This window comes from Acinetobacter sp. Leaf130 (genome assembly GCF_001423205.1).
GTDB lineage: Bacteria > Pseudomonadota > Gammaproteobacteria > Pseudomonadales > Moraxellaceae > Acinetobacter > Acinetobacter calcoaceticus.
The window spans coordinates 40,133-63,610 of the sequence record NZ_LMOE01000005.1; the positions used below are offsets into that span (position 1 = coordinate 40,133).

The window sequence follows — 23,478 nt, forward strand, 5'->3', positions numbered from 1 at the left end:
TAGATTTTAGTGTTTAAATTTAGGTTTGTGCAAGTGCTAATTTATTTTAATAGACAAATCTGTCTACATTATTTATTTTCTAAAGTACCTAATGTAAAAAACCGGGCTAAGACCCGGTTTTTCATGAATTTTGAACGATTAGAGAGCAGATAAATCTACGCCTAAACGAGCAGCAACTTCTTCATAAGCTTCAACAACACCGCCTAAACCTTGACGGAAACGGTCTTTGTCGAGTTTCTTCTTAGAGTCTTTATCCCATAGACGGCAACCGTCTGGAGAGAACTCATCGCCAAGCACGATACGGTCATGGAAAACACCGAATTCAAGCTTGAAGTCCACCAAAATCATGTTGCCTTCAGCAAATAATGCTTTTAATACATCGTTTACTTGGTAAGTTAACACTTTCATTTGCTCTAATTGTTCAGCAGTCGCCCAACCTAAAGCAATTGCTTGAGATTCGTTAACCATTGGGTCGCCTAGACCGTCATCTTTATAGAACAATTCAAATGTAGGAGGAGTTAACTCTTTACCTTCTTCTACACCTAAACGACGGCATAGAGAACCAGCTGCGTAGTTACGAATTACACATTCAACAGGAATCATTTGAAGTTTTTTAACAAGCACTTCAGTTGGAGAAAGCAATTTTTCAAAATGCGTTTCAATACCCGCAGCAGCAAGTTTTTCCATGATGAAGGCGTTAAAAAGGTTGTTCACCTTGCCTTTACGATCTAGCTGTTCGATTTTTTCGCCGTTGAACGCAGAGGCATCATCACGAAAGACTAAAATCAGATGGTCGGCATTGTCTGTTTCATATACAGATTTTGCTTTACCAGTATAGAGCAAGGTTTGTTTTAACATGAGGGAACCTTTTTAAAAAAAATGCCTAGTAAACGACTAGGCTGGCCAATTTTGGTAAATCTGGTTTAACACTTCAGCAGCCACATCTGGGCTTGCAAAAGTGTTGTCTACATTAAATAGAGCAAGAGTATGACTTGAACCAACACCAGTGAGTTTAAGCACATAAGTATTGTCATTTACTTTAATCGTCGCCTGATTACTGCCTTGGGCGATGATGTTGTAATTTAAAGTGCTTAACGTTGCTTTGGCGTATTGCCAGATCTCGGTCGTATTCCCATCAATTTTTAACAATGGGTTTTTATTACCATCGGTCACAAGCTGAGGGCGTCCAAGCGCGCTACCAGTTTGAGCAGATGCATCTGCTGTTGCGTTGCCGCCCTGCGTTTCTTCAGGACGCGGCAATGCAAAACGGTTACCACGCTTGTTTTCAAATTTAGGCGCATGCTCAATAGCGAGCTGGTCTACAGTTGGGGCAGGATACAAAGGTGTCGCTGGTCGTACAGTTGCATCGGCAGGATACTCAAGCGGGGCAAGTTGCTTGGCATTTTTATAATCTAAAGAGTGATTATTAATTGCGAAGCGACCACAACCAACTAAACTTAAGGCTGAAACTGCAAGGACTAAACCAAGACGTAATTGCATCATAAATTGCTCTTATTAAATAATTCCCGCATCGTTTAGGGCATTGCGGAGAGGTTCGCGATATTGCTCAGCGAGAGGAGTGAGTGGTAAACGAATACCAGTATCAATCAGTCCCATCTCATGTAGTGCCCATTTCACAGGAATTGGGTTTGATTCGCAAAATAGAATATTGTGTAAATTTGCAATCTTATTGTTAATCGTCTTCGCTTGTTGTTCATCTTTGGCAATCGCAACAGCACATACTTCGCTCATGGCTTTAGGTGCAACATTTGCTGTAACAGAGATATTGCCGTCTGCACCAAGAAGCATAAGTTCCCATGCAGTTTCGTCGTCACCTGAATACACAGCCATCTTGCCGTCTAAAGCGTCAATTAAAGCTTTACCACGAGGTACGTCACCTGTTGCGTCTTTAATACCGACAATATTAGGGATCTCTGCTAAACGTACAGCTGTATCGTTTGCAAGATCTACACCCGTACGGCCAGGTACGTTATAAAGAATAAGTGGTAATTCTACGGCTTCAGCAATCGCTTTATAGTGTTGGTAGAGGCCTTCTTGAGTTGGCTTATTATAATATGGCGTAACAAGTAAGGCTGCATCTGCGCCAAGATCTTTAGCAGCTTTAGTTAATTCGATTGCTTCACGGGTTGAGTTTGCACCAGTACCGGCAATAATTGGAATACGTTTATTGGCTACACGAATAATTTCTTTAATAACCTGTGTGTGCTCTTCCATGCTCAATGTTGAGGCTTCGCCGGTAGTACCGACGGCTACAATACTGTTTGTACCTTGTTCTATGTGCCACTCAACCAGCTTCTCAAGACCCTTCCAATCTACACCACCATCTTTCAACATTGGTGTGACGATTGCGACGATTGAGCCTTGAATGGTCTGTGCTTGCTGAGTCATTTTTAAAAATATCCTATTTATCCATCCGAATCTGAGGTAAGAAAAACAAAATGTGGGATGGTTGCAGTATTTTGATTGTCCAGTTCTAACAATAACAGATTGTTGAATGACAATTATGCAAATTATGACTGATCAGACGCATAAGAACAATACGCCTAACGGATAATCGCTATGTAAACTTGAGGAAAAGATAGGATGTATTCGTATTGCAGGGGTGAGAAGGGTTCGTAAATATAACAATACAGCTTGATTCAACTGAGCCTTACTTAATATTGGCTTTTTTTATGGCAAGATAGAATGCAATTTTCCCTGTTGGGATTGAAGATGACATGAAAATGAATAAACAACCACAAAATGCGGCTTTAATCGTAGTTGATGTACAAAATGGTTTTACACCGGGTGGAAATTTAGCAGTTGCTGACGCCGACACAATTATTCCAACGATTAACCAACTTGCTGATTGTTTTGAAAATGTTGTTCTGACACAAGACTGGCACCCAGATAATCATATATCTTTTGCACAAAATCATTCGGGCAAGCAGCCATTTGAAACTATTGAACTCGCCTATGGACCTCAGGTACTTTGGCCTAAACATTGTGTACAAGGCACCAAAGATGCCGATTTCCATCCTGATTTAAATATTCCGAAAGCTCAACTCATTATTCGAAAAGGCTTTCATGCTCATATTGATAGTTATTCGGCTTTTATGGAAGCAGATCAGTCCACAATGACTGGTTTAACGGGTTACTTAAAAGAGCGTGGCATTGATACGGTGTATGTGGTTGGAATTGCGACCGACTTTTGTGTGGCATGGACTGCTTTAGATGCAATCAAACAAGGTTTTAAAACTTTAGTGGTTGAAGATGCTTGTAAAGGTATTGATTTAAATGGTTCTTTAGAACAGGCATGGCAAACCATGCAGCAACAAGGGGTTGTCCGTATTCAATCTAAGGATCTGTTGAGTGAGCGCTAAGTCTATTGCTCTAGTATTTTAATTTTTAGGGAACGAAAGTATGTCAGCATTACTGCGCTTTACCCAATTTATTCAAAAAACTTTTGCCTTATGGGTGATTGTTTTTGCAGCATTGGCGCTATGGCAGCCTGAATTTTTTGTCTGGCTAAAAGCTTATATTCCATGGATTCTGGGCATTATTATGCTTGGCATGGGAATGACCATGACCGTAGACGACTTTAAAGGAGTATTACAAAGTCCTAAAGCGGTGTTGATTGGGGTGGTTGCGCAGTTTGTGGTCATGCCGGGTTTAGCATTTGTCTTATGTAAATTATTTCAACTACCCCCTGAAATCGCGGTTGGAGTCATTTTAGTGGGGTGTTGCCCCGGTGGAACGGCTTCGAATGTCATTACCTATATGGCTAAAGGCAATGTGGCTTTATCGGTGGCCTGCACTTCAGTTTCAACGCTTTTAGCTCCCGTATTAACACCTGCGATTTTCTATTTACTTGCTAGTCAGTGGTTAAAAATTGATGCGGGCTCTATGTTCGTTTCAATTTTACAGGTGGTACTACTTCCTATTGTCGTTGGTCTAATTTTAAGAACATGGCTAAAACGTCAGGTCGAGTCCTATATTCAAGTCATGCCTTTAGTTTCAGTGATTGCAATTGTGGCCATTGTGGCAGCCATTATCGGTGGGAGCAAAGCGGCTATTCTACAGTCGGGTTTGCTTATTTTGGCTGTGGTGATATTACATAATGGGCTTGGATATTTATTAGGTTTTGCAGCAGCACGATTCTTTAAATTACCTTATGCCGATAGCAAAGCGATTGCTGTTGAAGTGGGAATGCAAAACTCAGGCTTAGGTGTTGCGCTCGCAGCAGTACATTTTGCTGCGTCTCCAATTACAGCTGTACCAAGTGCGATTTTCAGCCTTTGGCACAATATTTCTGGTCCTGCACTTGCGACTTATTGGGCAAGTAAACACAAACAAGAATAACTGTATAAACAGCATACATTACAAAAAAAGGCCAAACGAATAGTTTGGCCTTTTCATTTAAAGCATATTTTACGGGAGCTAAAGGTAGAGCTGGTATGTCTTTTGCTTTGGATTGATGCACTAAAAATAACGTGAATATGAGTATAAATCGCAAAGAAAAATAAGGTATTTCCTAGATGAATCAGATTTTTAAATTATTTATTCCCATGCTCTCAAGCAATTTAATTCTAGTTTTAAGTGGATTGATTGATCTTGCTTATGTAGGGCATTTTAGTAACGATCATGTGGCCGCATTATCGGTGACCTTATCTTTATATACAGTGATTTATGTCATTGGTATGGGGATTCTGCAAGGTGTGATCCTCAAGCTCTCGGAAGCTTATGGTTGCCACGACATACCACGCATTCGTCAGATTTTTATTCAAGGCATCTGGCTGATGTTATGTTCAGCATTGATTAGTATTGGCCTGCTTTACTTGTTCCGTGATTTACCAAAATTGTTTGGTGCATCTGAACATGTCATTTCAATTACTAAAAACTGTATTTGGGCTTTGGTATTTATTTTACCTGCGCATTTACTGATGCGTTTATTTACCGCTTTGTCTCAGGTCACTGAAAATGCGCATAAGGTTTTACTATCAGATAGCATTTTCTTCATTCTTAAAATTATTTTGTCCTATCTTTTAATTTATGGTGTCGCTTTATTTTCAATTCCGCCACTTGGTGCGATAGGGGCTTTGTTAGCCACTCTCATTGTACGATGGTTTATGTTGGCTGTTTATTACTTATTTTTTCTAGAGAAAAGCTACATCTTTATTGAGCATCCCGAACGTTCGGTTGAAGATAGCCGACAGAGTCTGCGGATGATTTTAAAAATAGGGATACCGACCGCGATCTTAGCGTTGATGGATGTCGTTGCATTTTGTTCGGTTGCTATTCTGATTTTGCCTTTTGGAAGCGTGGTGTCAGCAGCCCATCAAATTGTCGCAAGCACCAGCGGATTCATGTTTATTATCCCTTCATCAATTGCCTCGGCTTATAGCATTTTGGTATCGCGATCTATGGGCAGCGGGAACATGGAAGAAGCAAATAAAATTGCCACACAAAGTATATGGGTGATTATGGTAGTGAGTGGCAGTCTGTCTCTATGTTTATGGTTGGAGCGGGACTTAATTGTTACGTTGTATTCAGATGATTTGGCCGTGCAGATTTTGGCTGCATCCTTGTTGTTGATTGTCTGTATGTTTCATTTTCTAGATGGCTTAATGGCGTTATTGACCTCTTTGTTACGCTGTTGGGATGTGTCGATTTTACCGATGCTAATTTTCTTGGTCGTGGTGTTATTTTTTGGATTAGGCGGTGGTTGGTGGATGGCCTATAAAGGACTGCATTGGCAGAATATCTCGATTTCTGCGATGGGAGTTTATGGTTTTTGGTGGATGGCAGCTATAAGTTATTTAGTGGCTTGCCTATTGAGTGCCACCTGTTTCCGTTTTAGAAAACAATTAAGAGGATTTTGATTGAGTAGACCAACACAACCTTAAAGCGGATGTTCTGCTAACCAATCCTCAATCTCGTTTTCAGAAATCACCTCAAAACCATGGCGCTGCAATAGGGCTGTGGTGATCCCGACACCTGTAATTTTTTCGCCTTGAAAAGTCCCGTTATAAATTTTTTGACTACCACAAGAAGGGCTATTTTCTTTTAAAACCACACAGCTTGCTTTTATTTGCTGTGCAATTTCTAAAGTGCGGTAAGCGCCTTTTAAATATAAGTCTGTTACATCTAAACCAGATGAATCGGTAATTTTTGCCTTGCCATCAAGTACATCTTGACCTGTTCCGCCCACAATTTCTGCGGGTAAGCGCGGAGTGGTAAAACCACCTAATAATTCTGGACAAAGTGCATGAGCTTTTTGATTGAGTAACAGCTGCTTAAGTAAAATATTTAGGCAAGATTTACCGTCATAACGAACAGGTTCGCCAATTAAACATGCGCTGACTAAAAGCATAGGTTTCCAAACACAAAACAGGTGAGATTTTTGAAGATTAAGAATCATAAACAGAATATGGAATATGATAATTCATTTTAAAAACAGACAAATTAAAAGATTACCAAAATTATGCAATTCATAATTAAGTTATGTATTGCATAATTTAATTGTTTTTAGTAGCATCTGTTTTAAGGTAAATGGCCATTGGAGATCCAACAAGGATGTTGGTCTCCATAAATCTATAAATGATTTTAGGAAAAGACGATTTTTAAGGGTTTAGTGAAAAATCTCAATCGTACTTTTAGATAAGAAAGGACAGTGTGTATGGAAAACAAACACCAAATGGAACGGGAATTAATCATCAAAAGCTTCACGCTCATCATATCTTCGTTTTAGTGATTCGTTTTTTTCTCATAGGATGCGTTGGGTTAAGGCATTTTGACGGTTCAAAGACCTTGCCAATAAATACGTATTCTATAGAGAAAGGAGCTGAATTGATCAGCAATAGAGATAAACGGAACAGGTAATCACCAGAGGGAAACTAGATGGATATTTTAGAGAACCCATTAGAATTATGCGGTTTTGCATTTATTGAGTTTGTTTCAAAAGAAAATGAATTAGATCCAGTTTTTGAAACAATCGGCTTTTCAAAAGTAGCCAAGCATAAATCGAAAGAAGCGTACTTATGGCGTCAAGGAAATATCAATATTATCCTGAATTATCAGCCAGAATCTTATGCTTCATTCTTCTTTAATGAACATGGTCCATCTGCTTGTGCGATGGGCTTTAAAACACGTGATGCAGCAAAAGCTTTCCAGAAAGCAGTAGAGCTTGGTGCTGAACCGATGTATTCAAAAGTTGGGCCAATGGAGCTTAACATTCCTGCAATTAAAGGTATTGGTGGCATGCCAATCTTTTTAGTTGACCGCGATATTTATGAAAATGACTTTGTTTTCTTTGATGATGCTCAAAGACATCCAGTGGGTGCAGGCTTAAATGAAATTGACCATTTAACTCATAACGTCTACAAAGGCCGTATGGAGTATTGGGCAAACTTCTATGAAAAAATCTTTAACTTCCAAGAAATTCGTTACTTTGATATTAAAGGCGAATATACAGGCTTAACGTCTAAAGCATTAACAGCGCCAGACGGCATGATCCGTATTCCATTAAACGAAGATTCGGACAAAGGAAACGGCCAAATTGCAGAGTTCCTGTCTGACTTTAATGGCGAAGGTATTCAACATATCGCGTTTATTTGTGATGACTTAATTTCGACTTGGGATAAGTTAAAAGGCCTTGGTCTGAAATTTATGACACCACCGCCAAATACTTATTATGAAATGCTACCAGAGCGTTTACCTGAGCATGGTGAGCCGACTGACGAGTTAAAACAGCGTGGTATTTTGCTAGACGGCAATACCAAAGATGGTCAGAAGAAACTGTTATTGCAAATTTTCTCTGAAAATATGATTGGTCCAGTTTTCTTTGAATTTATTCAACGTAAAGATGATGATGGTTTTGGTGAAGGTAACTTCAAGGCATTATTTGAGTCAATTGAACGTGACCAGATTCGCCGTGGTGTTCTAGAAACTAAATAAGCTGAGCTTTGTTTCTGATCTAAAAAAACCAAGAGTTTGATCTCTTGGTTTTTTTATTGCTGTTGATTAGCGGCTTTTAATATATTGATTGATGAGCTTCACTTCATTTTTTAAGATTTCAATCGTTTTACTTTGAGGGTCGACTGGTAAAAACATTTCGCTATCCAGTGCGACAATACAAAACTCGATGCTTTGATTTGAGTTAAATACAGGTAAACCCACTGCATTAATTCCTGTTAGTAAATCACCTTTCGCTGCCGACATTTCTTGCTGGCGAATCGTTTCTTTAAGCTCTGTAAACGCTTGCCAGTTTTGTGGGGCGATGTGCAGACCAAGTTCTTGATGCTTTTGCCATTCTGCTTCCATTAATGGGCGAACAAAATGCTCAGGAAGATAAGAAGCAAATAAACGTCCCGCAGCAGAATTGACTAAAGGCATAATCGAGCCGACTTTAGTGACAATCGAAATAGGGTGGTTTGATTCAATCGATTGAACAACTACAGGGCCTTTAGGCGACCATTTACTAATTTGTATGCCGCAACCAATTTTGTTTTGTAGGTCGTAAATTAAATGCTGTACCAGTTGTAGGGTGTCGCTATGCTGAACACAGTTGAGACCTAAGCGCCATGCCTGATCGCCTAAAGCATATTGACCATCATCAAGCTGTTTTGCATATTCCATGCGAATAAGGCTGACCAGATAGCGGTGTACTTTGGCAGGATGCATTTCTAGCTTGCTAGACAGATCTTTGAGAATAATAGGTTGATTGTGCTCTAAAAGGGCATTTAGTACAGATAAACCGACTTCAAGTGATTGAACCCCCCCAGATACTTTTTCTTCAATCATTTAAATACCCTTAATAAAGTTACTTCAGTTGTTAAACAGTGATGTTCAAAACATAAATTGAAATTGCTGCGTTTTACATCATGCCTGAGCCTAGTGAGAAATAGAAATCACCTTTTTCTATTAGCGAAATTGGCATGTTTAATAATCAACAATTTTCTAAAATCACCATGCTCTCATTTATAGCGCGATTTTCTAGAAATTTAGCAGTTTTAAATAATATAAATCGGCATTGATATAGAGCTGTTTTTAACAATTCTAATCAATGCCGACTTTTTAGATCGATCTTTTAAAATTAGGTTCCTAACTCTTCTTCATGCAAGAAATGTGTGTGGTGAGGAGCACGTTTAGTTTTGCTCCATTCCTCCAGCATTTCTGCTTTCATTTCTTCAGTAATTTTTGCAATTTTTTCTTCAGCGCGCACATCGTTATAGGTAAGTTCTAAACGGTGGCCATTTGGGTCAAAGAAATAAATTGAGTGGAAAATACCATGATTGGTTACGCCCAAAACTTTCACATCATTTTCTTCTAAATGTTGCTTGGCAGCCATCAGGGCATTTACATCTTCAACTTCAAAAGCAATATGCTGTACCCATTGAGGCGTATTTTCGTCTCGGCCCATTTCTGGTTGAGTCGGCAATTCAAAAAATGCCAAAACGTTGCCTTGACCTGCATCTAAGAATAAATGCATATATGGGTCAAAAGCTTTAGTTGAAGGCACATGGTCTTCAGCAAAAGCTAAAATGAAGTCCATGTTGAGCATTTTTTTATACCACTCAACAGTCTCTTTCGCATCCTTACAACGATATGCAACGTGATGTATTTTTTTAATGGAAAATGTCATATTAAAACTCCTTTTTACTATTCCCAATCTGGTTGTTGTTCTGGCGCCGCGTTATAGAAGGCTGGGATAGACAAACAATGGTGATAAATCGATTCAATTTTTGGAAACGCAGATAAATCAATCTTGAAGCGTTTCGCGTTGTAAACCTGTGGAATCAGACAGCAATCGGCAATTGTTGCTTCGTGTCCAAAGCAAAATTGGCCATTCGAATTTTGTAGTTGCTGTTCCAGATTTTGAAAACCTTCAAGAATCCAGTGCTGATACCAATAATTTTTTTGCTCATCTGAAACATTTAACTCATTTTTTAAATATTTCAGAATGCGCAGGTTATTTAATGGGTGCATATCACAGGCAATAGCTTGTGCAAAAGCACGGACTTTGGCACGTTCTTGCACATCTCTTGGGAGTAATTTGGTTTCTGGATATTGTTCATCCAGATATTCCAAAATGCTTAAAGATTGTGACAAGGTTAAATCGCCGTCAATTAAAGTCGGGACCAGAGCACTAGGGTTTAACTTTAAATAGTCTTCGCTTTGCTGTTCATTTTTTACCAGATGAACTGGAACAGTCTCATAAGCTAAACCTTTAATGTTTAGACCAATCCGTACTCTATAGGCTGCAGAGCTACGAAAGTAACTATACAGCTTCATAGTCAGGCTCCGAAGTTTCTGCAAAATCGAACGTTAATGCAGGAAGAACTGTATTTTTCACTTCACCAAAGCCGACACGGATTCCATTTTTCTCACAGTGACCTTTCATGATGAGTGTATCGCCATCTTGTAAAAAACCACGAGTTTCACCGTTGGCAAGTGTTAACGGCTTGGTTGTATTCCAGGTAAGCTCAAGCAAACTGCCATACGAATCTGGTGTAGAACCAGAAATGGTACCTGAACCCATTAGGTCACCAACCTGAACATTACAACCAGCAATGGTGTGGTGGGTGAGCTGCTGAGACATAGACCAATACATATATTTGAAATTGGTTTTACAGATCACGTCAGTTTGTGTCGATTTGGGCGTTTGAATTTCAACACTCAAATTAATGTCGTAACTATTAGCGACATTTTCTTGTAAATAGCCCATTGGCTTCGGGTCTTGTTTCGGGCCTTCAACTTTAAATGGTTCAAGTGCTTCAAGCGTCACGACCCAAGGTGAAATCGAACTGGCAAAAGTTTTAGCGTTAAAAGGGCCGAGTGGAACATATTCCCATTGCTGGATATCGCGTGCTGACCAGTCATTCAGCAATACCATTCCAAAAATATGATCCCAAGCATCTTCAATAGCGATAGGCTGACCGAGCTGCGTTGGTTTACCCACAATAAACGCTGTTTCAAGTTCAAAATCGAGTTTACGCGTTGCAGAAAAAACTGGGCGCTCTTCATTTGGAAGTTTAATTTGACCAGATGGACGTACAACTTGAGTGCCACTGACTACAACAGAGCTAGCACGGCCATTATAACCAACAGGTAATTCGGTCCAGTTTGGAAGCAAGGCATTTTTTGGGTCGCGGAACATACAACCCACATTAGTCGCATGTTCTTTAGAAGAATAGAAATCGGTGTAACCAGGTACTTGAACAGGTAAATGCAAAGTAACGCTGTCTTGCTTAACCAGAACTTCCTGACGCAATGCTTCATTTTGTTGAAGCGTTAAATTATCAGCCGAGAGAAGAGACTGTAGTGTCTTACGCACTTTTGACCAGTTTGCTTTGCCAGACTCAATAAATTTATTCAGGGTCGGTTGATTAAAATAGGTGTCTTGTTCTGAAAGTTTTAAAAGACCATGCTTTTCAAGAGCAGCGAGATCAATCACCCAATCACCAATAGCGACACCCACCTGACGCTCGCTTTCGGCAGTTCTGCTAAAAATCCCATAAGGCAAATTATGAATAGTGAAATCTGATTGAGGTGAAACTTCAATAAAAGAATTTAGGTTTTGTTCCATTTTCGCGTCCTTGTCTTTATCTCGGGTCATATACAAATAAAAGTTCGGTCTAGGACTGAGCTACTCAATAAGTTTTTAACCTTTGCTGAGAGCATCTTTTGTCTTATGAGTTTGATATAGACCGAGCACAACCAATTGCTTCATGTCTCTATAATACTGAATTCATCAAATTACGCAATACATAATTTAATTACACATTTCATAATAATTGTCATTTCTTGTATTTTCTGTTTTCATTCGCGGTCATGAGAAAAGTCACGCAATTATTTTTTCATGAATCTCTATGAAAGTTTGATTAATTTATGATATACGTAATTTATTGGAAAAAAATTACGTGACAAGGATGAGAATAATCATATGTCAGCACAAGAGCAAGGAAACCTGAAACACGGTTTGAGTAATCGGCACATCCAACTTATTGCATTGGGTGGGGCGATTGGCACAGGGCTTTTTCTTGGTATATCACAATCGATTAAATTAGCAGGTCCATCAGTCATCCTTGGCTATGCAATTGCAGGATTTATTGCTTTTTTAATGATGCGTCAGCTTGGTGAGATGGTGGTCGAAGAGCCAGTAAGTGGGTCTTTTAGTCATTTTGCCTACAAATACTGGGGACCATTTGCTGGGTTCATGTCTGGGTGGAATTACTGGGTACTGAATGTCCTCGTCTGTATGGCAGAACTAAGCGCAATTGGTCTTTATATTCAATATTGGTGGCCGCAAATTCCAACGTGGGCATCTGCTTTAACCTTCTTTGTCTTAATCAACGGCATTAATTTGCTGCATGTTAAGTTTTTTGGCGAAATGGAATTCTGGTTTTCTATTGTCAAAATCTTGGCAATTCTGGCAATGATTGGTTTTGGTTCATATTTACTAGCAACTGGTACAGCTGGTCCGCAAGCCAGTATCAGCAACCTTTGGGCACTCGGTGGCTTTTTCCCATTTGGTGTTGAAGGCTTAGTGATGGCAATGGCGGTCATTATTTTTGCTTTTGGTGGTATCGAACTTTTTGGTATTACTGCGGCTGAAGCACGTGATCCGGATAAAACCTTACCTAAAGCTGTAAATCAAATTATCTACCGTATTTTGATTTTCTATATTGCAACACTTTTGGTTTTATTCTCGCTATTCCCATGGAATCAGATGGCTGAAGGCGGTAGTCCATTTGTGATGGTCTTTGCTTCTTTAGATAGCCAAGGCATTGCAACGTTGCTGAACTTTGTGATTTTGACTGCTGCGGTTTCAGTTTATAACGGTACGAGTTATTGCAGTAGCCGTATGCTATTGGGTCTTGCACAACAAGGAAATGCACCAAAAGCATTTGCACATATTAATAAACGCGGTATTCCAACCAATGCAGTGATTCTTTCTGCTGCGGTGACTATTTTATGTGTGTTGTTAAATTACATTTTCCCTGAAAAAGCATTTGGTTTGCTCATGATGTTGGTTGTAGCAGCCATTGTAATTAACTGGGTTGTGATTTCATGGACACATTTAAAATTCCGTAAATACACGCAAAGCCAAGGTCAAACTACAAAGTTCCCAAGCTTTATGTATCCATTTAGCAACTATCTTTGCATCGTGTTTATGTTGGGCATTTTAGTTGTAATGTCTTTAACACCAGACATGCGTATTGCAGTCATGATGATTCCCGGCTGGATTCTATGTTTAATGGTGGCTTATCAATTTAAACGTCGTAAGCTGAAAGCAGAGCAACCTGTGCCTGCACTTGAAGCTGATTTGTAAGATTGATTCAACCATAAAAGGACGTACCTCATACGTCCTTTTTTTATTTTTAAAATTTAGCAACAGAAAGTAAAAGATTTTATTATTGTTATAATATAACATTTCTTGAATTTAATGATGAGCATCTTTCCCTTTTTTGGTGAAGATAGAGCATATTTATGAAGCGTTATTTAGGTTTACTTTTATTATCTCTCACAGCGTGTAGTACTCAAACACCCAAGCCAACGATTCCTTTGCAACCGCAGTCCAAGTTGCCTCAACCTTCAAAGATAGTCGGCAAAATAAAGCCACAACCTGAGGATTATATTGCATGGTTAGCAACAGGGGAGCATCGACAATCTGTACAGGCTTACAAGCAATTTCTGCAAAAAAATGGCCTTGCTACTTTAATTCCAGACCATGAATTATTACGTTCAGCCCGAGATTGGCAAAAATGTGGAGTTGAACCCTATGCAGTGCCTCCACGCGAGATTTGGTCCAATATCGTTCCGACACTCAGCATCTTAAAAGCATTGGTTAACGATGGGGTAATAAACGATTTTGAAGTGACATCGGTTTATCGAGCTTTATCTCTAAACCGCTGTGCTGGTGGTGCGGATGCTTCTCGACATGTCTTTAATGCAGCGCTGGATTTTCGAATTGGGCCAGAACAGCCGAGTGACTTAGACCAGTTCAATATTCAACAAAGCAAAACCAAAATTTGTCAGTTCTGGGCAACCAAAGGGCAAGCACTCAAGATGGGATTGGGGGTGTATGCCTCGGGACAAATTCATATTGATAGCCAAGGTTTTAGAGCGTGGGGGCCTGATCACCACTATAAAACGTCAATGTGTCAGGGCTTTTAAAAGCCAATTTTTCAAAGACTAAGTGAATTGGTTTAAATAAAATTGGAATAAAAACTTGATCAATAGTTATGTTATAACATAACATTAATGTGGTTTAGAGTAGAAACACCTGCCATCTGACCATATTTAATGGTTAGTCATGATTAGTTTTAAATATTATTCAAAGAGAACAAGCCATGCACACTGCAATCGCCAACTCATTTGCCAAGCTTCCCGTCACTGTTTTATCGGGCTTTTTGGGTGCAGGAAAGACCACGTTACTTAACCATATTTTAAATAATCGCGAAGGTCGCCGTATTGCCGTGATTGTGAATGATATGTCTGAGGTGAATATTGATGCGGCATTAGTACGCGAAGGTGGGGCGGAGCTTTCAAGAACAGATGAAAAGCTGGTTGAAATGAGTAATGGCTGTATTTGTTGTACGCTACGAGAAGATTTACTGGTTGAGGTGAGACGTTTAGCCGACGAAGGCCGTTTTGACCAATTGGTGATTGAGTCAACAGGTATTTCAGAACCTTTACCTGTTGCAGAAACCTTTACTTTTGAAGACGAAAATGGAAATTCTTTAAATGAGTTTGCTCGACTCGACACCATGGTTACTGTAGTTGACGCTTTTAACTTCCTTAAAGATTACAGCTCTCTGGACTCACTACAGCAACGTGGAGAGTCGCTAGGCGAACAAGATGAACGAACTGTGGTTGACTTACTTATCGATCAGATCGAGTTTTGTGATGTGATTGTGCTGAATAAAATTGACCTGATTGATCAGGCTCAGCAAGAGCAGCTCACCGCAATTCTAAAGACATTAAACCCACGTGCCCGAATTGAAATTGCTCAATTTGGAAAAATTGCTTTAGATAAAATTTTAAATACACAGCTATTCGATTTTGATGAAGCAGCACAAGCGCCAGGATGGTTAAAAGAATTGCGTGGTGAGCATACACCAGAGACTGAAGAGTATGGAATCAGTAGCTTTGTTTACCGTGCGCGTCGACCTTTTCATCCAGAGCGTTTTTATGATTTGGTACAGGCTGAATGGCCGGGAGTCGTCCGTTCCAAAGGCTTTTTCTGGTTGGCTGCCGAACCAACATTGGCTTATTCATGGTCGCAAGCGGGTGCTATGGCACGACATGGCTTAGCAGGTTATTGGTGGGCCGCCGTTGCAGAAGAAGAATGGCCGAGTGACTTAGACAGCATCGAACAAATTAAAAAGGTTTGGGATGCAAAAACAGGTGATGCAAGGCAAGAGCTGGTTCTCATTGGTATGCAAATGAATGAGCAAGCCTTAATAGAACGCTTAGACCGTTGTTTATTAAGTGATGAAGAAATGGCTTTAGGACCACAAGCTTGGCAGAACTGGTCGAATCCTTTTAAACAAGAAGATGAAACTATGTTAATTGCTTAATTAAATAAGCCCCTATTTTAAAGGGGCTTATTTTTATGATTTGTCTTTAATGAAAACCTTTCGAATGTAGCTGTTAAGCGGGGTGGAATAATATTTTTCAATCGCTGCGCTAATGATGAAAGTTAGAATCAGATAGCCAATTAAAAGCATAATTTTGATGCTAGAGTCAGTTTGAGCTGGAATAAAAGCAACTTTCATGAGGCCCAGTACAACCAGATGAAACAAATAAGTTTCATAACTTCTCTGCCCCAACCAAACCATAACTTTTGTAAACAGATTATGTGCTTGCGTTGCGGAAGGGTGTTGGAAACACAAAATCAGTAAGCCTGTGGCTAAAGCAAATAAGCTGATACCCCAAGTACTAACTTCTTTAATTGGCGCATATAAATAAAGGGCTGTCATACTCAAAATAATTAACCACGAAAGAGGTTTTTTATAGGCCCAATCTGGCTGATATTTATGAGAGAAAATAGCAGTTAAACAACCAATGGCTATACCATCAAAACTTGAAAAATAATGATATAAATAGGCACCGCTTTCTTCTCCAAAATGTAGAGATCTAAAATAAGGTCCGTATAAAATTACCCCAACAAGTACAGCAATAAAGACTTTATTACTACGCGTGAGCAGGCACAATAATGGAAACACAAAGTAAAAAACTTCTTCTACAGAGAGTGACCACAACACGCCCAAAGCGTAGTTTACCCAACCAAATTTGATAATCAGGATATTCATCCAGAAGGTTAAAGCTGCAAATATGGTTAAGGGGTATGAGACCTCAATGCCATTGGGAGCTTGGTTTACAAAAGGTTTTAAGTCAAATGACCCAAGTAAACTTACGCCTAAAATGAGTAAAACCAGACATGGTAAAATGCGGGCTGCTCGTCGGATATAAAAATGTTTGAGGTTAATTGCGGAGAATTGTTTGTCTCTTTTTAAAGTGTGATGGGTAATTAAAAAACCCGAAATCACAAAAAACATGGTCACGCCATAATTTCCGTTTCTTGCGATGACTGTGCTAAATGCTTCACCTAAGAAATCAAAACCTAACCATGTATCTTTAAGTTTATAAGGAATATTAAAATGGTGTAAAAGAACCAAAAGGATAGAGATTCCTCGAAGAATATCTATTTTATAATTACGCATTCGATGTGCTTCCAGTTTTATTAATATACTGTGTGGCAGAAGAATACTATCGATCAGTTATTTTAAATAAAATTTTTAAGCATCATTTCGTAAACCCGAAAAGGCCACACTTTGAAGCCCTTGGATGGGGCAAAGGCATAGCAGAAATAATTATTAAATAAATATTGATAAAACCTTTATATATTTGAATTTATCTACATAAAACTTTAAATTAGCTCTTGTTGATCTATGTTTATTTTTTAAACTTTTTAAAATCTATTTAATTCATAAATTAACATATTGTATGTGGTTGTATATACATAGCATGTCAACTAAAATATGATTTTGCCTGCTGCCTTTTTGAGTATTTGTTATGCCCAGAACATCAAAACAAGAACATGCTGAGCTTTCGATTGAAGCTGATAGTCCAGTTCCTTTATATCAACGCGTAAAACAGCTGATTTCACAAAAGATTTATGAAGGATCTTGGGCTGTAAATAAAAAAATTCCTTCTGAAAGCGAGTTGGTCAATCAACTTGGTTGCAGTCGCATGACGGTAAACCGTGCGCTACGAGAGTTAACGACAGAAGGTCTATTGGTACGTATACAGGGGGTTGGTTCTTTCGTTGCTGAAGGGCAAGGCCGAACTGCGCTTTTTCAAATTAATAATATTGCCGAAGAAATTGTTGCACGAAACCATAAGCACCATGCTGAAGTTTTAATTTTAGAACAAATTTATGCAAATGCAGAGCAAAGTGTATTAATGCAGACTCGTGAAGGGCAAAAGCTGTTTCATTCAATTATTGTGCATTATGAAAATGATGTGCCAGTTCAAGTCGAAGATCGTTTGGTTGATGCAGCACTCATTCCAGATTATCTACAACAAGACTTTAAAACCATTACTCCAAATGCATACTTAATGGCAAAAGCACCTGTGACAGAAGGCGAGCATATTGTTGAAGCCGTTTTAGCATCTCCGCAAGAGTGTAAGTGGTTAAAAATCACTAAAACTGAACCATGTTTACTGATCCGTCGCCGTACGTGGTCAAACAAACAACTCATTTCTAGTGCCCGTCTGACTTATCCCGGCAGTCGTTATTATCTCGAAGGCAAATTTACGCAATGATTGAAGTACTCAAGGCAGACCAATATACAAAAATGCTTTGGAAAAATGGTGCGGGTTACACTTTGGAAATTGCGCGAAGCCAAGGTGAAATCGAGTTTGATTGGCGAATTTCGATGGCAAATGTGACAACTTCTGGACCATTTTCCTTGTTCCCAAATAAGCAGCGAATTATTACTGTACTTGATGGGCAAGGCATCGTATTACATGTCGATGATCTGCCTGCTAGGTCATTAAAGCTGGGCGAGATTTTTGCTTTCCATGGTGAAAGTCAGGTGCATAGTGAGTTAGTTGACGGTGCAATTCGAGATCTAAATTTAATTTATGATTCTGCAAAATTTCATGCCCGCTTTCAAAGAGTAGATGGTACAGAAGCACAGACTTTTTTAAGCTCGGCAGACCTGATTTTTATTTTTAATAGTGGTTCTGACATTGAAGTAGCGATTGAAGAAAAAGCCTTTTTACTTGCTGCCCACGAGACTCTAAAAATTGAGAAAACCACTGCGATTACATCAGTTCATTTCCCTCAAAATTGGGCAAAAAATTGTTATGTTATTGAGTTAATTCAACGTTAAAAGTCAATAAGTTATTTTTTAAAAGCACATATCTAGTGAAAGGATATGTGCTTTTTTTATGCAATTCATAAAAATAAATTATTTTAATTCATATGCTTATTAAGTCTTTGCAAAAAAATATGAGCAAGCCTCTTCACGCCGTAAAATATTTGTGTAGTATATGGATGTATATACAAGTTAATACATTACTATACAAATGCAGAAACAAGAGATGTTCTGCTGATGTAAGCTCAAAGGAAGGAGTCCGCCTGTGACAACAACAACGACAACAAAATTTCGTGATGTAGAAATTCGTGCGCCACGCGGCACTGAATTGACAGCTAAAAGTTGGTTAACTGAAGCGCCATTACGTATGTTGATGAATAACCTTGATCCGGACGTTGCAGAAAACCCGAAAGAGTTGGTTGTATACGGTGGTATTGGCCGTGCAGCACGAAACTGGGAATGTTTCGACAAAATTGTAGATACTTTAAAAAATCTTGAAACTGATGAAACTTTATTAGTTCAATCAGGCAAACCAGTAGGTGTGTTTAAAACTCATAAAGATGCACCACGCGTTTTAATTGCAAACTCAAACCTTGTGCCGCACTGGGCAAACTGGGAACACTTTAACGAGTTAGATGCAAAAGCTTTAGCAATGTACGGTCAAATGACAGCGGGTTCTTGGATCTACATTGGTAGCCAAGGCATTGTGCAAGGCACTTACGAAACTTTCGTTGAAGCAGGCCGCCAACACTACAACGGTGATTTAAACGGTCGTTGGGTACTAACTGCTGGTTTAGGTGGCATGGGTGGTGCTCAGCCTTTAGCTGCAACACTTGCAGGGGCTTGTTCTTTAAACATTGAATGCCAACAAGCAAGTATCGATTTCCGTTTACGTACGCGTTATGTAGATGAACAAGCAACTGATTTAGATGATGCTTTAGCGCGTATCGATCGTTACACGAAAGAAGGCAAGGTTATTTCAATTGCACTTCATGGTAACGCTGCTGAAATTTTACCTGAGCTTGTTCGCCGTGGTGTGCGTCCAGACATGGTGACAGACCAAACAAGTGCACATGATCCACTGAATGGTTACTTACCAGTAGGTTGGACTTGGGATGAATACCGTGAACGTGCGAAAACAGAACCAGAAGCTGTTGTAAAAGCTGCAAAACAGTCGATGGCGAAGCATGTACAAGCCATGCTCGATTTCCAAAAAATGGGTGTTCCAACATTTGACTATGGAAATAACATCCGTCAAATGGCGAAAGAAGAAGGCGTAGAAAACGCTTTTGATTTCCCTGGCTTCGTTCCTGCATATATTCGTCCATTGTTCTGCCGTGGTATTGGTCCATTCCGTTGGGCAGCGCTTTCTGGTGACCCAGAAGACATTTATAAAACAGATGCCAAAGTTAAAGAGTTAATTCCTGATGATGAACATTTACATCACTGGTTAGACATGGCACGTGAACGCATTAGCTTCCAAGGTTTACCAGCTCGTATTTGCTGGGTGGGTTTAGGCTTACGTGCAAAACTTGGTTTAGCTTTTAACGAAATGGTTCGTAGTGGTGAATTATCTGCACCAGTCGTAATTGGTCGTGACCACTTAGACTCAGGCTCAGTTGCGAGTCCAAACCGTGAAACTGAAGCAATGCAAGACGGATCAGACGCAGTATCAGACTGGCCTTTATTAAATGCATTGTTAAATACAGCAGGCGGGGCAACTTGGGTGTCTCTACACCATGGTGGCGGTGTAGGTATGGGCTTCTCTCAACATTCAGGCGTTGTGATTGTGTGTGATGGTACAGATGACGCTGCTGCACGTATTGCTCGCGTACTGACCAATGACCCTGCAACAGGTGTTATGCGTCATGCCGATGCAGGTTATGAAATTGCAATTAACTGTGCGAAAGAGCAAGGCTTAAACTTGCCAATGATCACTCAATAAAAACACATGGAAAAACTAGCGGTGCTTTTTGCAATTGTGAAAAGCACCGTCTCAGCAGAATATAGTGCCAAAAATTAGGAAGCCAACATGGAATTATTGATCCAACCGGGAAAATTAACCTTAGCTAATTTACGTCAAGCTTACCTCAACCCGATTAAAGTTAAATTAGATGACAGTGCTTCAGCTGCAATTAACGCAAGCGTGGCTTGTGTAGAACAGATTGTAAATGAAGGGCGTACAGCTTATGGCATTAACACAGGTTTTGGTTTACTTGCTTCAACCAAGATTGCTCCTGAAGATTTAGAACAATTACAGCGTTCATTAGTTCTTTCGCATGCAGCAGGTGTAGGTGAGCCACTTGATGATGCAATGGTTCGTTTAATTATTCTATTGAAAGCAAATAGCTTGGCACGTGGTTTCTCAGGTATTCGCCGTAAAGTCATTGATGCGTTGTTGGCTTTAATTAATGCAGAAGTTTATCCGCATATTCCTCTTAAAGGCTCAGTAGGTGCTTCGGGTGACTTGGCACCACTTGCACATATGTCATTGATTTTGTTGGGTGAAAGTAAGGCGCGTTATAAAGGTGAATGGATACCAGCAGTTGAAGCTTTAAAAATTGCAGGCTTAGAGCCAATTTCTTTAGCAGCTAAAGAAGGCTTGGCACTTCTAAACGGGACACAAGTTTCGACCGCTTATGCTTTACGTGGTTTGTTTGAAGCTGAAGATTTATTTGCTGCTGCAACTGTATGCGGTGGTTTAAGTGTTGAAGCAATGCTTGGTTCACGTTCACCGTTCGATGCACGTATTCATGAAGTACGTGGTCAACGTGGTCAAATTGATGTGGCTGCGGCTTATCGTGACCTCTTAACAGAATCAAGTGAAATTGCACATTCACACGAAGACTGTAGCAAAGTTCAAGATCCGTATTCTTTACGTTGTCAGCCACAGGTGATGGGTGCATGTCTAACTCAAATCCGTCAGGCTGCTGAAGTTTTAGCAATTGAAGCAAATGCAGTGTCTGATAACCCTCTCGTTTTTGCAGCAGAAGGTGATGTGATTTCTGGTGGTAACTTCCACGCAGAACCTGTTGCTATGGCAGCAGATAATTTAGCATTGGCAATTGCAGAAATTGGTTCACTTTCAGAACGTCGTATTTCAATGATGATGGACCGCCACATGTCACAGCTTCCACCGTTCTTGGTCGCAAATGGTGGCGTTAACTCAGGTTTCATGATTGCTCAAGTTACAGCAGCAGCGCTTGCGAGTGATAACAAAGCGCTTGCACATCCGGCGAGTGTTGATAGCTTACCGACTTCAGCGAATCAGGAAGACCATGTTTCGATGGCCCCGAATGCTGGTAAACGACTTTGGCCAATGGCTGATAACGTGCGCGGCATTCTAGCTGTTGAATGGTTAGGCGCTTGTCAGGGTTTAGATTTCCGTGAAGGCCTAAAAAGCTCGCCTAAACTTGAACAAGCCCGTAAAATCTTGCGCGCTCAAGTGCCGTACTACAGCGAAGACCGTTTCTTTGCTCCTGATATTGAACAGGCAAGTGAATTACTTTCGAGTGGTTGTCTAAACGAGTTAATTATTCCAAACCTACTCCCTAGTCTATCTGAAGTGTGATTAATAAAACGGTCACATGGAGTGGCCGAATCTAACTAAATATCCTCAAGGATTGGAGATTATAATGTCACAAAACTCCACACTACAGCGGGGGTTGAACACCCGTCACATTCGTTTCTTGGCATTGGGCTCAGCAATTGGAACTGGGCTTTTCTATGGTTCGGCAACTGCCATTAAAATGGCTGGGCCTTCAGTATTACTAGCGTATATCGTTGCAGGGATTGCAATTTATATTGTTATGCGCGCACTGGGTGAAATGGCTGTCCATAACCCTGTATCTGGTTCATTTAGCCACTATGCATCACAGTACATTAGTCCACTGGCAGGTTTTACCACAGGTTGGACATATGTATTTGAAATGGTGATTGTTGCACTTGCCGATGTCACTGCTTTTGGTATTTATATGGGATTCTGGTATCCCGATGTACCGAGGTGGATCTGGATTTTATCGTTAATTATGTTTTTAGGCGCTATTAACTTAATTCACGTTAAAGTTTTTGGCGAGCTCGAATTTTGGTTATCCATTATCAAAGTTACTGCCATTGTTGCCATGATTCTAGGTGGTTTAGGGCTTATGTTCTATGGCTTCCAGGCTGATCATAGCAATTTCGTACCAGGTATTTCAAACCTATGGATTTATGACGGTTTTATGCCGCATGGTATTGCAGGTTTGGTGGCATGTTTATCTGTAGTTGTATTTGCCTTTGGTGGTATTGAGATTATTGGCATTACAGCGGGTGAGTCTCAAGATCCGAAAACGACTTTGCCAAAAGCAATTAATGCTGTTCCAGTTCGTATTTTACTTTTTTATGTACTCACGATTTTTGTTTTGATGTCGATTTTCCCATGGAACCAAATTGGTAGCCAAGGTAGTCCATTTGTCCAGATTTTTGAAAATTTAGGCATTAAATCAGCAGCAAATATTTTAAATATTGTCGTGATTACAGCGGCTGTTTCAGCAATTAACAGTGATGTATTTGGCGCAGGCCGTATGCTTTATGGTATGGCAAACCGTGGTCAAGCACCTCGAGTTTTCCAAAAATTGTCACGTAATGGTGTGCCATGGATGACTGTTGTGGTGATGGCTGGTGTGCTATTGACGGGTGTGGTACTGAACTACCTTATTCCTGAAAATGTGTTCATGATCATTGCATCAATTGCGACTTTTGCAACCGTCTGGGTTTGGCTCATGATTTTGCTTTCGCAAGTGGCAATGCGCCGTAAATTATCTACTGCTGAAATTAAGGCGCTTGATTTCCCTGTATGGGGCTGGCCATATGCACCTGCATTCGCGATTGGTTTTATGGTGTTCATTTTAGTCATGATGGGTTATTTCCCTGATTCACGTCCTGCAATTTATGTAGGTATAACATGGCTTGTACTCTTAACTATTGCTTATCGTATATGGGTAAAACCAGAGCAAAATCTGGGAAAGGAAAGTAATCCTATCCAGCAAAATGTTGAGATAGAAAGCTAACAAATGAACTGCCCAATGGTTTAACTATTGGGCAGTTT

Annotated in this window: 21 protein-coding genes; 12 read left to right on the forward strand and 9 right to left on the reverse strand. The window is 39.9% G+C overall.

Features of this window, described 5'->3' with window-relative positions; genetic code table 11:
* Positions 1-138: 138 nt before the first annotated feature.
* Genes purC through dapA form a run of 3 tightly spaced genes read right to left on the reverse strand, consistent with a single transcriptional unit; the run spans position 139 to position 2,409 of the window.
* Positions 139-858 carry a phosphoribosylaminoimidazolesuccinocarboxamide synthase gene (purC, locus tag ASF86_RS10750; protein WP_004790203.1) on the reverse strand — a complete coding sequence of 240 codons (720 nt, stop codon included), beginning with the start codon at positions 856-858 and terminating at the stop codon, positions 139-141.
* Between the two features lie 36 nt (positions 859-894).
* Positions 895-1,500 carry a lipoprotein-34 precursor (NlpB) gene (locus ASF86_RS10755; RefSeq protein WP_081407691.1) on the reverse strand — a complete coding sequence of 202 codons (606 nt, stop codon included), beginning with the start codon at positions 1,498-1,500 and terminating at the stop codon, positions 895-897.
* A gap of 15 nt (positions 1,501-1,515) precedes the next feature.
* A complete protein-coding gene (gene dapA, locus ASF86_RS10760; RefSeq protein ID WP_005037855.1) occupies positions 1,516-2,409 on the reverse strand; it encodes a 4-hydroxy-tetrahydrodipicolinate synthase in 894 nt (297 codons plus the stop codon).
* A 329-nt stretch (positions 2,410-2,738) separates the two neighbouring features.
* On the opposite strand from dapA, the gene pncA reads away from it, so the two are divergent.
* The 3 genes from pncA to ASF86_RS10775 all read left to right on the forward strand — a co-directional run bounded on the left by pncA (position 2,739) and on the right by ASF86_RS10775 (position 5,882).
* A complete protein-coding gene (gene pncA, locus ASF86_RS10765; RefSeq protein WP_056481970.1) occupies positions 2,739-3,383 on the forward strand; it encodes a bifunctional nicotinamidase/pyrazinamidase in 645 nt (214 codons plus the stop codon).
* 40 nt (positions 3,384-3,423) lie between these two features.
* Positions 3,424-4,362, forward strand: a complete 939-nt coding sequence (locus ASF86_RS10770) for a bile acid:sodium symporter family protein (protein ID WP_056481972.1) — start codon at positions 3,424-3,426, stop codon at positions 4,360-4,362.
* A 176-nt stretch (positions 4,363-4,538) separates the two neighbouring features.
* Entirely contained in the window at positions 4,539-5,882 is a 1,344-nt protein-coding gene (locus ASF86_RS10775; RefSeq protein WP_056481975.1) for an MATE family efflux transporter, read from the forward strand.
* Positions 5,883-5,902: 20 nt separating this feature from the next.
* Here the strand turns inward: ASF86_RS10775 and ASF86_RS10780 are convergent, their stop codons facing one another.
* Positions 5,903-6,373 carry a DUF523 domain-containing protein gene (locus ASF86_RS10780; protein ID WP_056481978.1) on the reverse strand — a complete coding sequence of 157 codons (471 nt, stop codon included), beginning with the start codon at positions 6,371-6,373 and terminating at the stop codon, positions 5,903-5,905.
* 527 nt (positions 6,374-6,900) lie between these two features.
* Between ASF86_RS10780 and hppD the strand changes: the two genes are divergently transcribed.
* Positions 6,901-7,956: a 4-hydroxyphenylpyruvate dioxygenase gene (gene hppD, locus ASF86_RS10785; RefSeq protein ID WP_005037867.1), complete on the forward strand. Its 1,056-nt coding sequence runs from the start codon at positions 6,901-6,903 to the stop codon at positions 7,954-7,956.
* A gap of 66 nt (positions 7,957-8,022) precedes the next feature.
* Here hppD and ASF86_RS10790 read toward each other — a convergent pair whose 3' ends face one another.
* The 4 genes from ASF86_RS10790 to fahA all read right to left on the reverse strand — a co-directional run bounded on the left by ASF86_RS10790 (position 8,023) and on the right by fahA (position 11,587).
* Complete coding sequence (locus ASF86_RS10790) at positions 8,023-8,802, reverse strand: IclR family transcriptional regulator (RefSeq protein WP_056481981.1); 780 nt, start codon at positions 8,800-8,802, stop codon at positions 8,023-8,025.
* A 292-nt stretch (positions 8,803-9,094) separates the two neighbouring features.
* On the reverse strand, positions 9,095-9,643 hold the full coding sequence (locus ASF86_RS10795; RefSeq protein WP_056481984.1) for a VOC family protein: 549 nt from the start codon (positions 9,641-9,643) through the stop codon (positions 9,095-9,097).
* A 17-nt stretch (positions 9,644-9,660) separates the two neighbouring features.
* Positions 9,661-10,293, reverse strand: coding sequence for a maleylacetoacetate isomerase (gene maiA / locus ASF86_RS10800; RefSeq protein WP_005044391.1), 633 nt, complete (start codon positions 10,291-10,293; stop codon positions 9,661-9,663).
* Positions 10,280-11,587 (reverse strand): fumarylacetoacetase, encoded by a 1,308-nt coding sequence (gene fahA, locus ASF86_RS10805; RefSeq protein ID WP_056481987.1) that lies wholly within the window; start codon positions 11,585-11,587, stop codon positions 10,280-10,282. The genes maiA and fahA overlap by 14 nt, the downstream gene beginning before the upstream one ends.
* 357 nt (positions 11,588-11,944) lie before the next feature.
* Here fahA and ASF86_RS10810 point away from each other — a divergent pair, with 357 nt between their 5' ends.
* The 3 genes from ASF86_RS10810 (at position 11,945) to zigA (ending at position 15,584) form a co-directional block, all read left to right on the forward strand.
* The gene (locus ASF86_RS10810) at positions 11,945-13,333 is read left to right on the forward strand and encodes an amino acid permease (protein WP_004640132.1); all 1,389 of its coding nucleotides are present in this window, start codon (positions 11,945-11,947) and stop codon (positions 13,331-13,333) included.
* Positions 13,334-13,491: 158 nt separating this feature from the next.
* Positions 13,492-14,178 carry a YcbK family protein gene (locus ASF86_RS10815; RefSeq protein ID WP_005037877.1) on the forward strand — a complete coding sequence of 229 codons (687 nt, stop codon included), beginning with the start codon at positions 13,492-13,494 and terminating at the stop codon, positions 14,176-14,178.
* A 176-nt stretch (positions 14,179-14,354) separates the two neighbouring features.
* Positions 14,355-15,584: a zinc metallochaperone GTPase ZigA gene (gene zigA / locus ASF86_RS10820; protein ID WP_056481990.1), complete on the forward strand. Its 1,230-nt coding sequence runs from the start codon at positions 14,355-14,357 to the stop codon at positions 15,582-15,584.
* Positions 15,585-15,617: 33 nt separating this feature from the next.
* Here the strand turns inward: zigA and ASF86_RS10825 are convergent, their stop codons facing one another.
* Positions 15,618-16,730, reverse strand: coding sequence for an acyltransferase family protein (locus ASF86_RS10825; protein WP_056481994.1), 1,113 nt, complete (start codon positions 16,728-16,730; stop codon positions 15,618-15,620).
* A gap of 352 nt (positions 16,731-17,082) precedes the next feature.
* Here ASF86_RS10825 and hutC point away from each other — a divergent pair, with 352 nt between their 5' ends.
* The 5 genes from hutC to ASF86_RS10850 all read left to right on the forward strand — a co-directional run bounded on the left by hutC (position 17,083) and on the right by ASF86_RS10850 (position 23,440).
* A complete protein-coding gene (hutC, locus tag ASF86_RS10830; protein ID WP_005037883.1) occupies positions 17,083-17,835 on the forward strand; it encodes a histidine utilization repressor in 753 nt (250 codons plus the stop codon).
* Complete coding sequence (locus ASF86_RS10835; protein ID WP_056481997.1) at positions 17,832-18,407, forward strand: HutD family protein; 576 nt, start codon at positions 17,832-17,834, stop codon at positions 18,405-18,407. The genes hutC and ASF86_RS10835 overlap by 4 nt, the downstream gene beginning before the upstream one ends.
* A 250-nt stretch (positions 18,408-18,657) precedes the next feature.
* The gene (gene hutU / locus ASF86_RS10840; protein WP_004640122.1) at positions 18,658-20,337 is read left to right on the forward strand and encodes a urocanate hydratase; all 1,680 of its coding nucleotides are present in this window, start codon (positions 18,658-18,660) and stop codon (positions 20,335-20,337) included.
* Between the two features lie 87 nt (positions 20,338-20,424).
* Positions 20,425-21,963 (forward strand): histidine ammonia-lyase, encoded by a 1,539-nt coding sequence (hutH, locus tag ASF86_RS10845; protein WP_056482000.1) that lies wholly within the window; start codon positions 20,425-20,427, stop codon positions 21,961-21,963.
* A gap of 64 nt (positions 21,964-22,027) precedes the next feature.
* The gene (locus ASF86_RS10850; protein WP_003654212.1) at positions 22,028-23,440 is read left to right on the forward strand and encodes an amino acid permease; all 1,413 of its coding nucleotides are present in this window, start codon (positions 22,028-22,030) and stop codon (positions 23,438-23,440) included.
* The last annotated feature ends 38 nt before the right edge of the window (positions 23,441-23,478 follow it).

Excerpts from the sequence above, each read along its gene's own strand:
- ASF86_RS10825 (WP_056481994.1), bottom strand. The coding sequence starts at position 16,730 with ATGCGTAATTATAAAATAGATATTCTTCGAGGAATCTCTATCCTTTTG.
- zigA (WP_056481990.1), top strand. The coding sequence starts at position 14,355 with ATGCACACTGCAATCGCCAACTCATTTGCCAAGCTTCCCGTCACTGTT.
- ASF86_RS10850 (WP_003654212.1), top strand. The coding sequence starts at position 22,028 with ATGTCACAAAACTCCACACTACAGCGGGGGTTGAACACCCGTCACATT.
- ASF86_RS10770 (WP_056481972.1), top strand. The coding sequence starts at position 3,424 with ATGTCAGCATTACTGCGCTTTACCCAATTTATTCAAAAAACTTTTGCC.
- ASF86_RS10810 (WP_004640132.1), top strand. The coding sequence starts at position 11,945 with ATGTCAGCACAAGAGCAAGGAAACCTGAAACACGGTTTGAGTAATCGG.
- dapA (WP_005037855.1), bottom strand. The coding sequence starts at position 2,409 with ATGACTCAGCAAGCACAGACCATTCAAGGCTCAATCGTCGCAATCGTC.
- pncA (WP_056481970.1), top strand. The coding sequence starts at position 2,739 with ATGAAAATGAATAAACAACCACAAAATGCGGCTTTAATCGTAGTTGAT.
- hppD (WP_005037867.1), top strand. The coding sequence starts at position 6,901 with ATGGATATTTTAGAGAACCCATTAGAATTATGCGGTTTTGCATTTATT.
- fahA (WP_056481987.1), bottom strand. The coding sequence starts at position 11,587 with ATGGAACAAAACCTAAATTCTTTTATTGAAGTTTCACCTCAATCAGAT.
- purC (WP_004790203.1), bottom strand. The coding sequence starts at position 858 with ATGTTAAAACAAACCTTGCTCTATACTGGTAAAGCAAAATCTGTATAT.
- ASF86_RS10790 (WP_056481981.1), bottom strand. The coding sequence starts at position 8,802 with ATGATTGAAGAAAAAGTATCTGGGGGGGTTCAATCACTTGAAGTCGGT.
- hutC (WP_005037883.1), top strand. The coding sequence starts at position 17,083 with ATGCCCAGAACATCAAAACAAGAACATGCTGAGCTTTCGATTGAAGCT.
- ASF86_RS10780 (WP_056481978.1), bottom strand. The coding sequence starts at position 6,373 with ATGCTTTTAGTCAGCGCATGTTTAATTGGCGAACCTGTTCGTTATGAC.
- maiA (WP_005044391.1), bottom strand. The coding sequence starts at position 10,293 with ATGAAGCTGTATAGTTACTTTCGTAGCTCTGCAGCCTATAGAGTACGG.
- hutH (WP_056482000.1), top strand. The coding sequence starts at position 20,425 with ATGGAATTATTGATCCAACCGGGAAAATTAACCTTAGCTAATTTACGT.
- ASF86_RS10795 (WP_056481984.1), bottom strand. The coding sequence starts at position 9,643 with ATGACATTTTCCATTAAAAAAATACATCACGTTGCATATCGTTGTAAG.
- ASF86_RS10775 (WP_056481975.1), top strand. The coding sequence starts at position 4,539 with ATGAATCAGATTTTTAAATTATTTATTCCCATGCTCTCAAGCAATTTA.
- ASF86_RS10835 (WP_056481997.1), top strand. The coding sequence starts at position 17,832 with ATGATTGAAGTACTCAAGGCAGACCAATATACAAAAATGCTTTGGAAA.
- ASF86_RS10815 (WP_005037877.1), top strand. The coding sequence starts at position 13,492 with ATGAAGCGTTATTTAGGTTTACTTTTATTATCTCTCACAGCGTGTAGT.
- ASF86_RS10755 (WP_081407691.1), bottom strand. The coding sequence starts at position 1,500 with ATGCAATTACGTCTTGGTTTAGTCCTTGCAGTTTCAGCCTTAAGTTTA.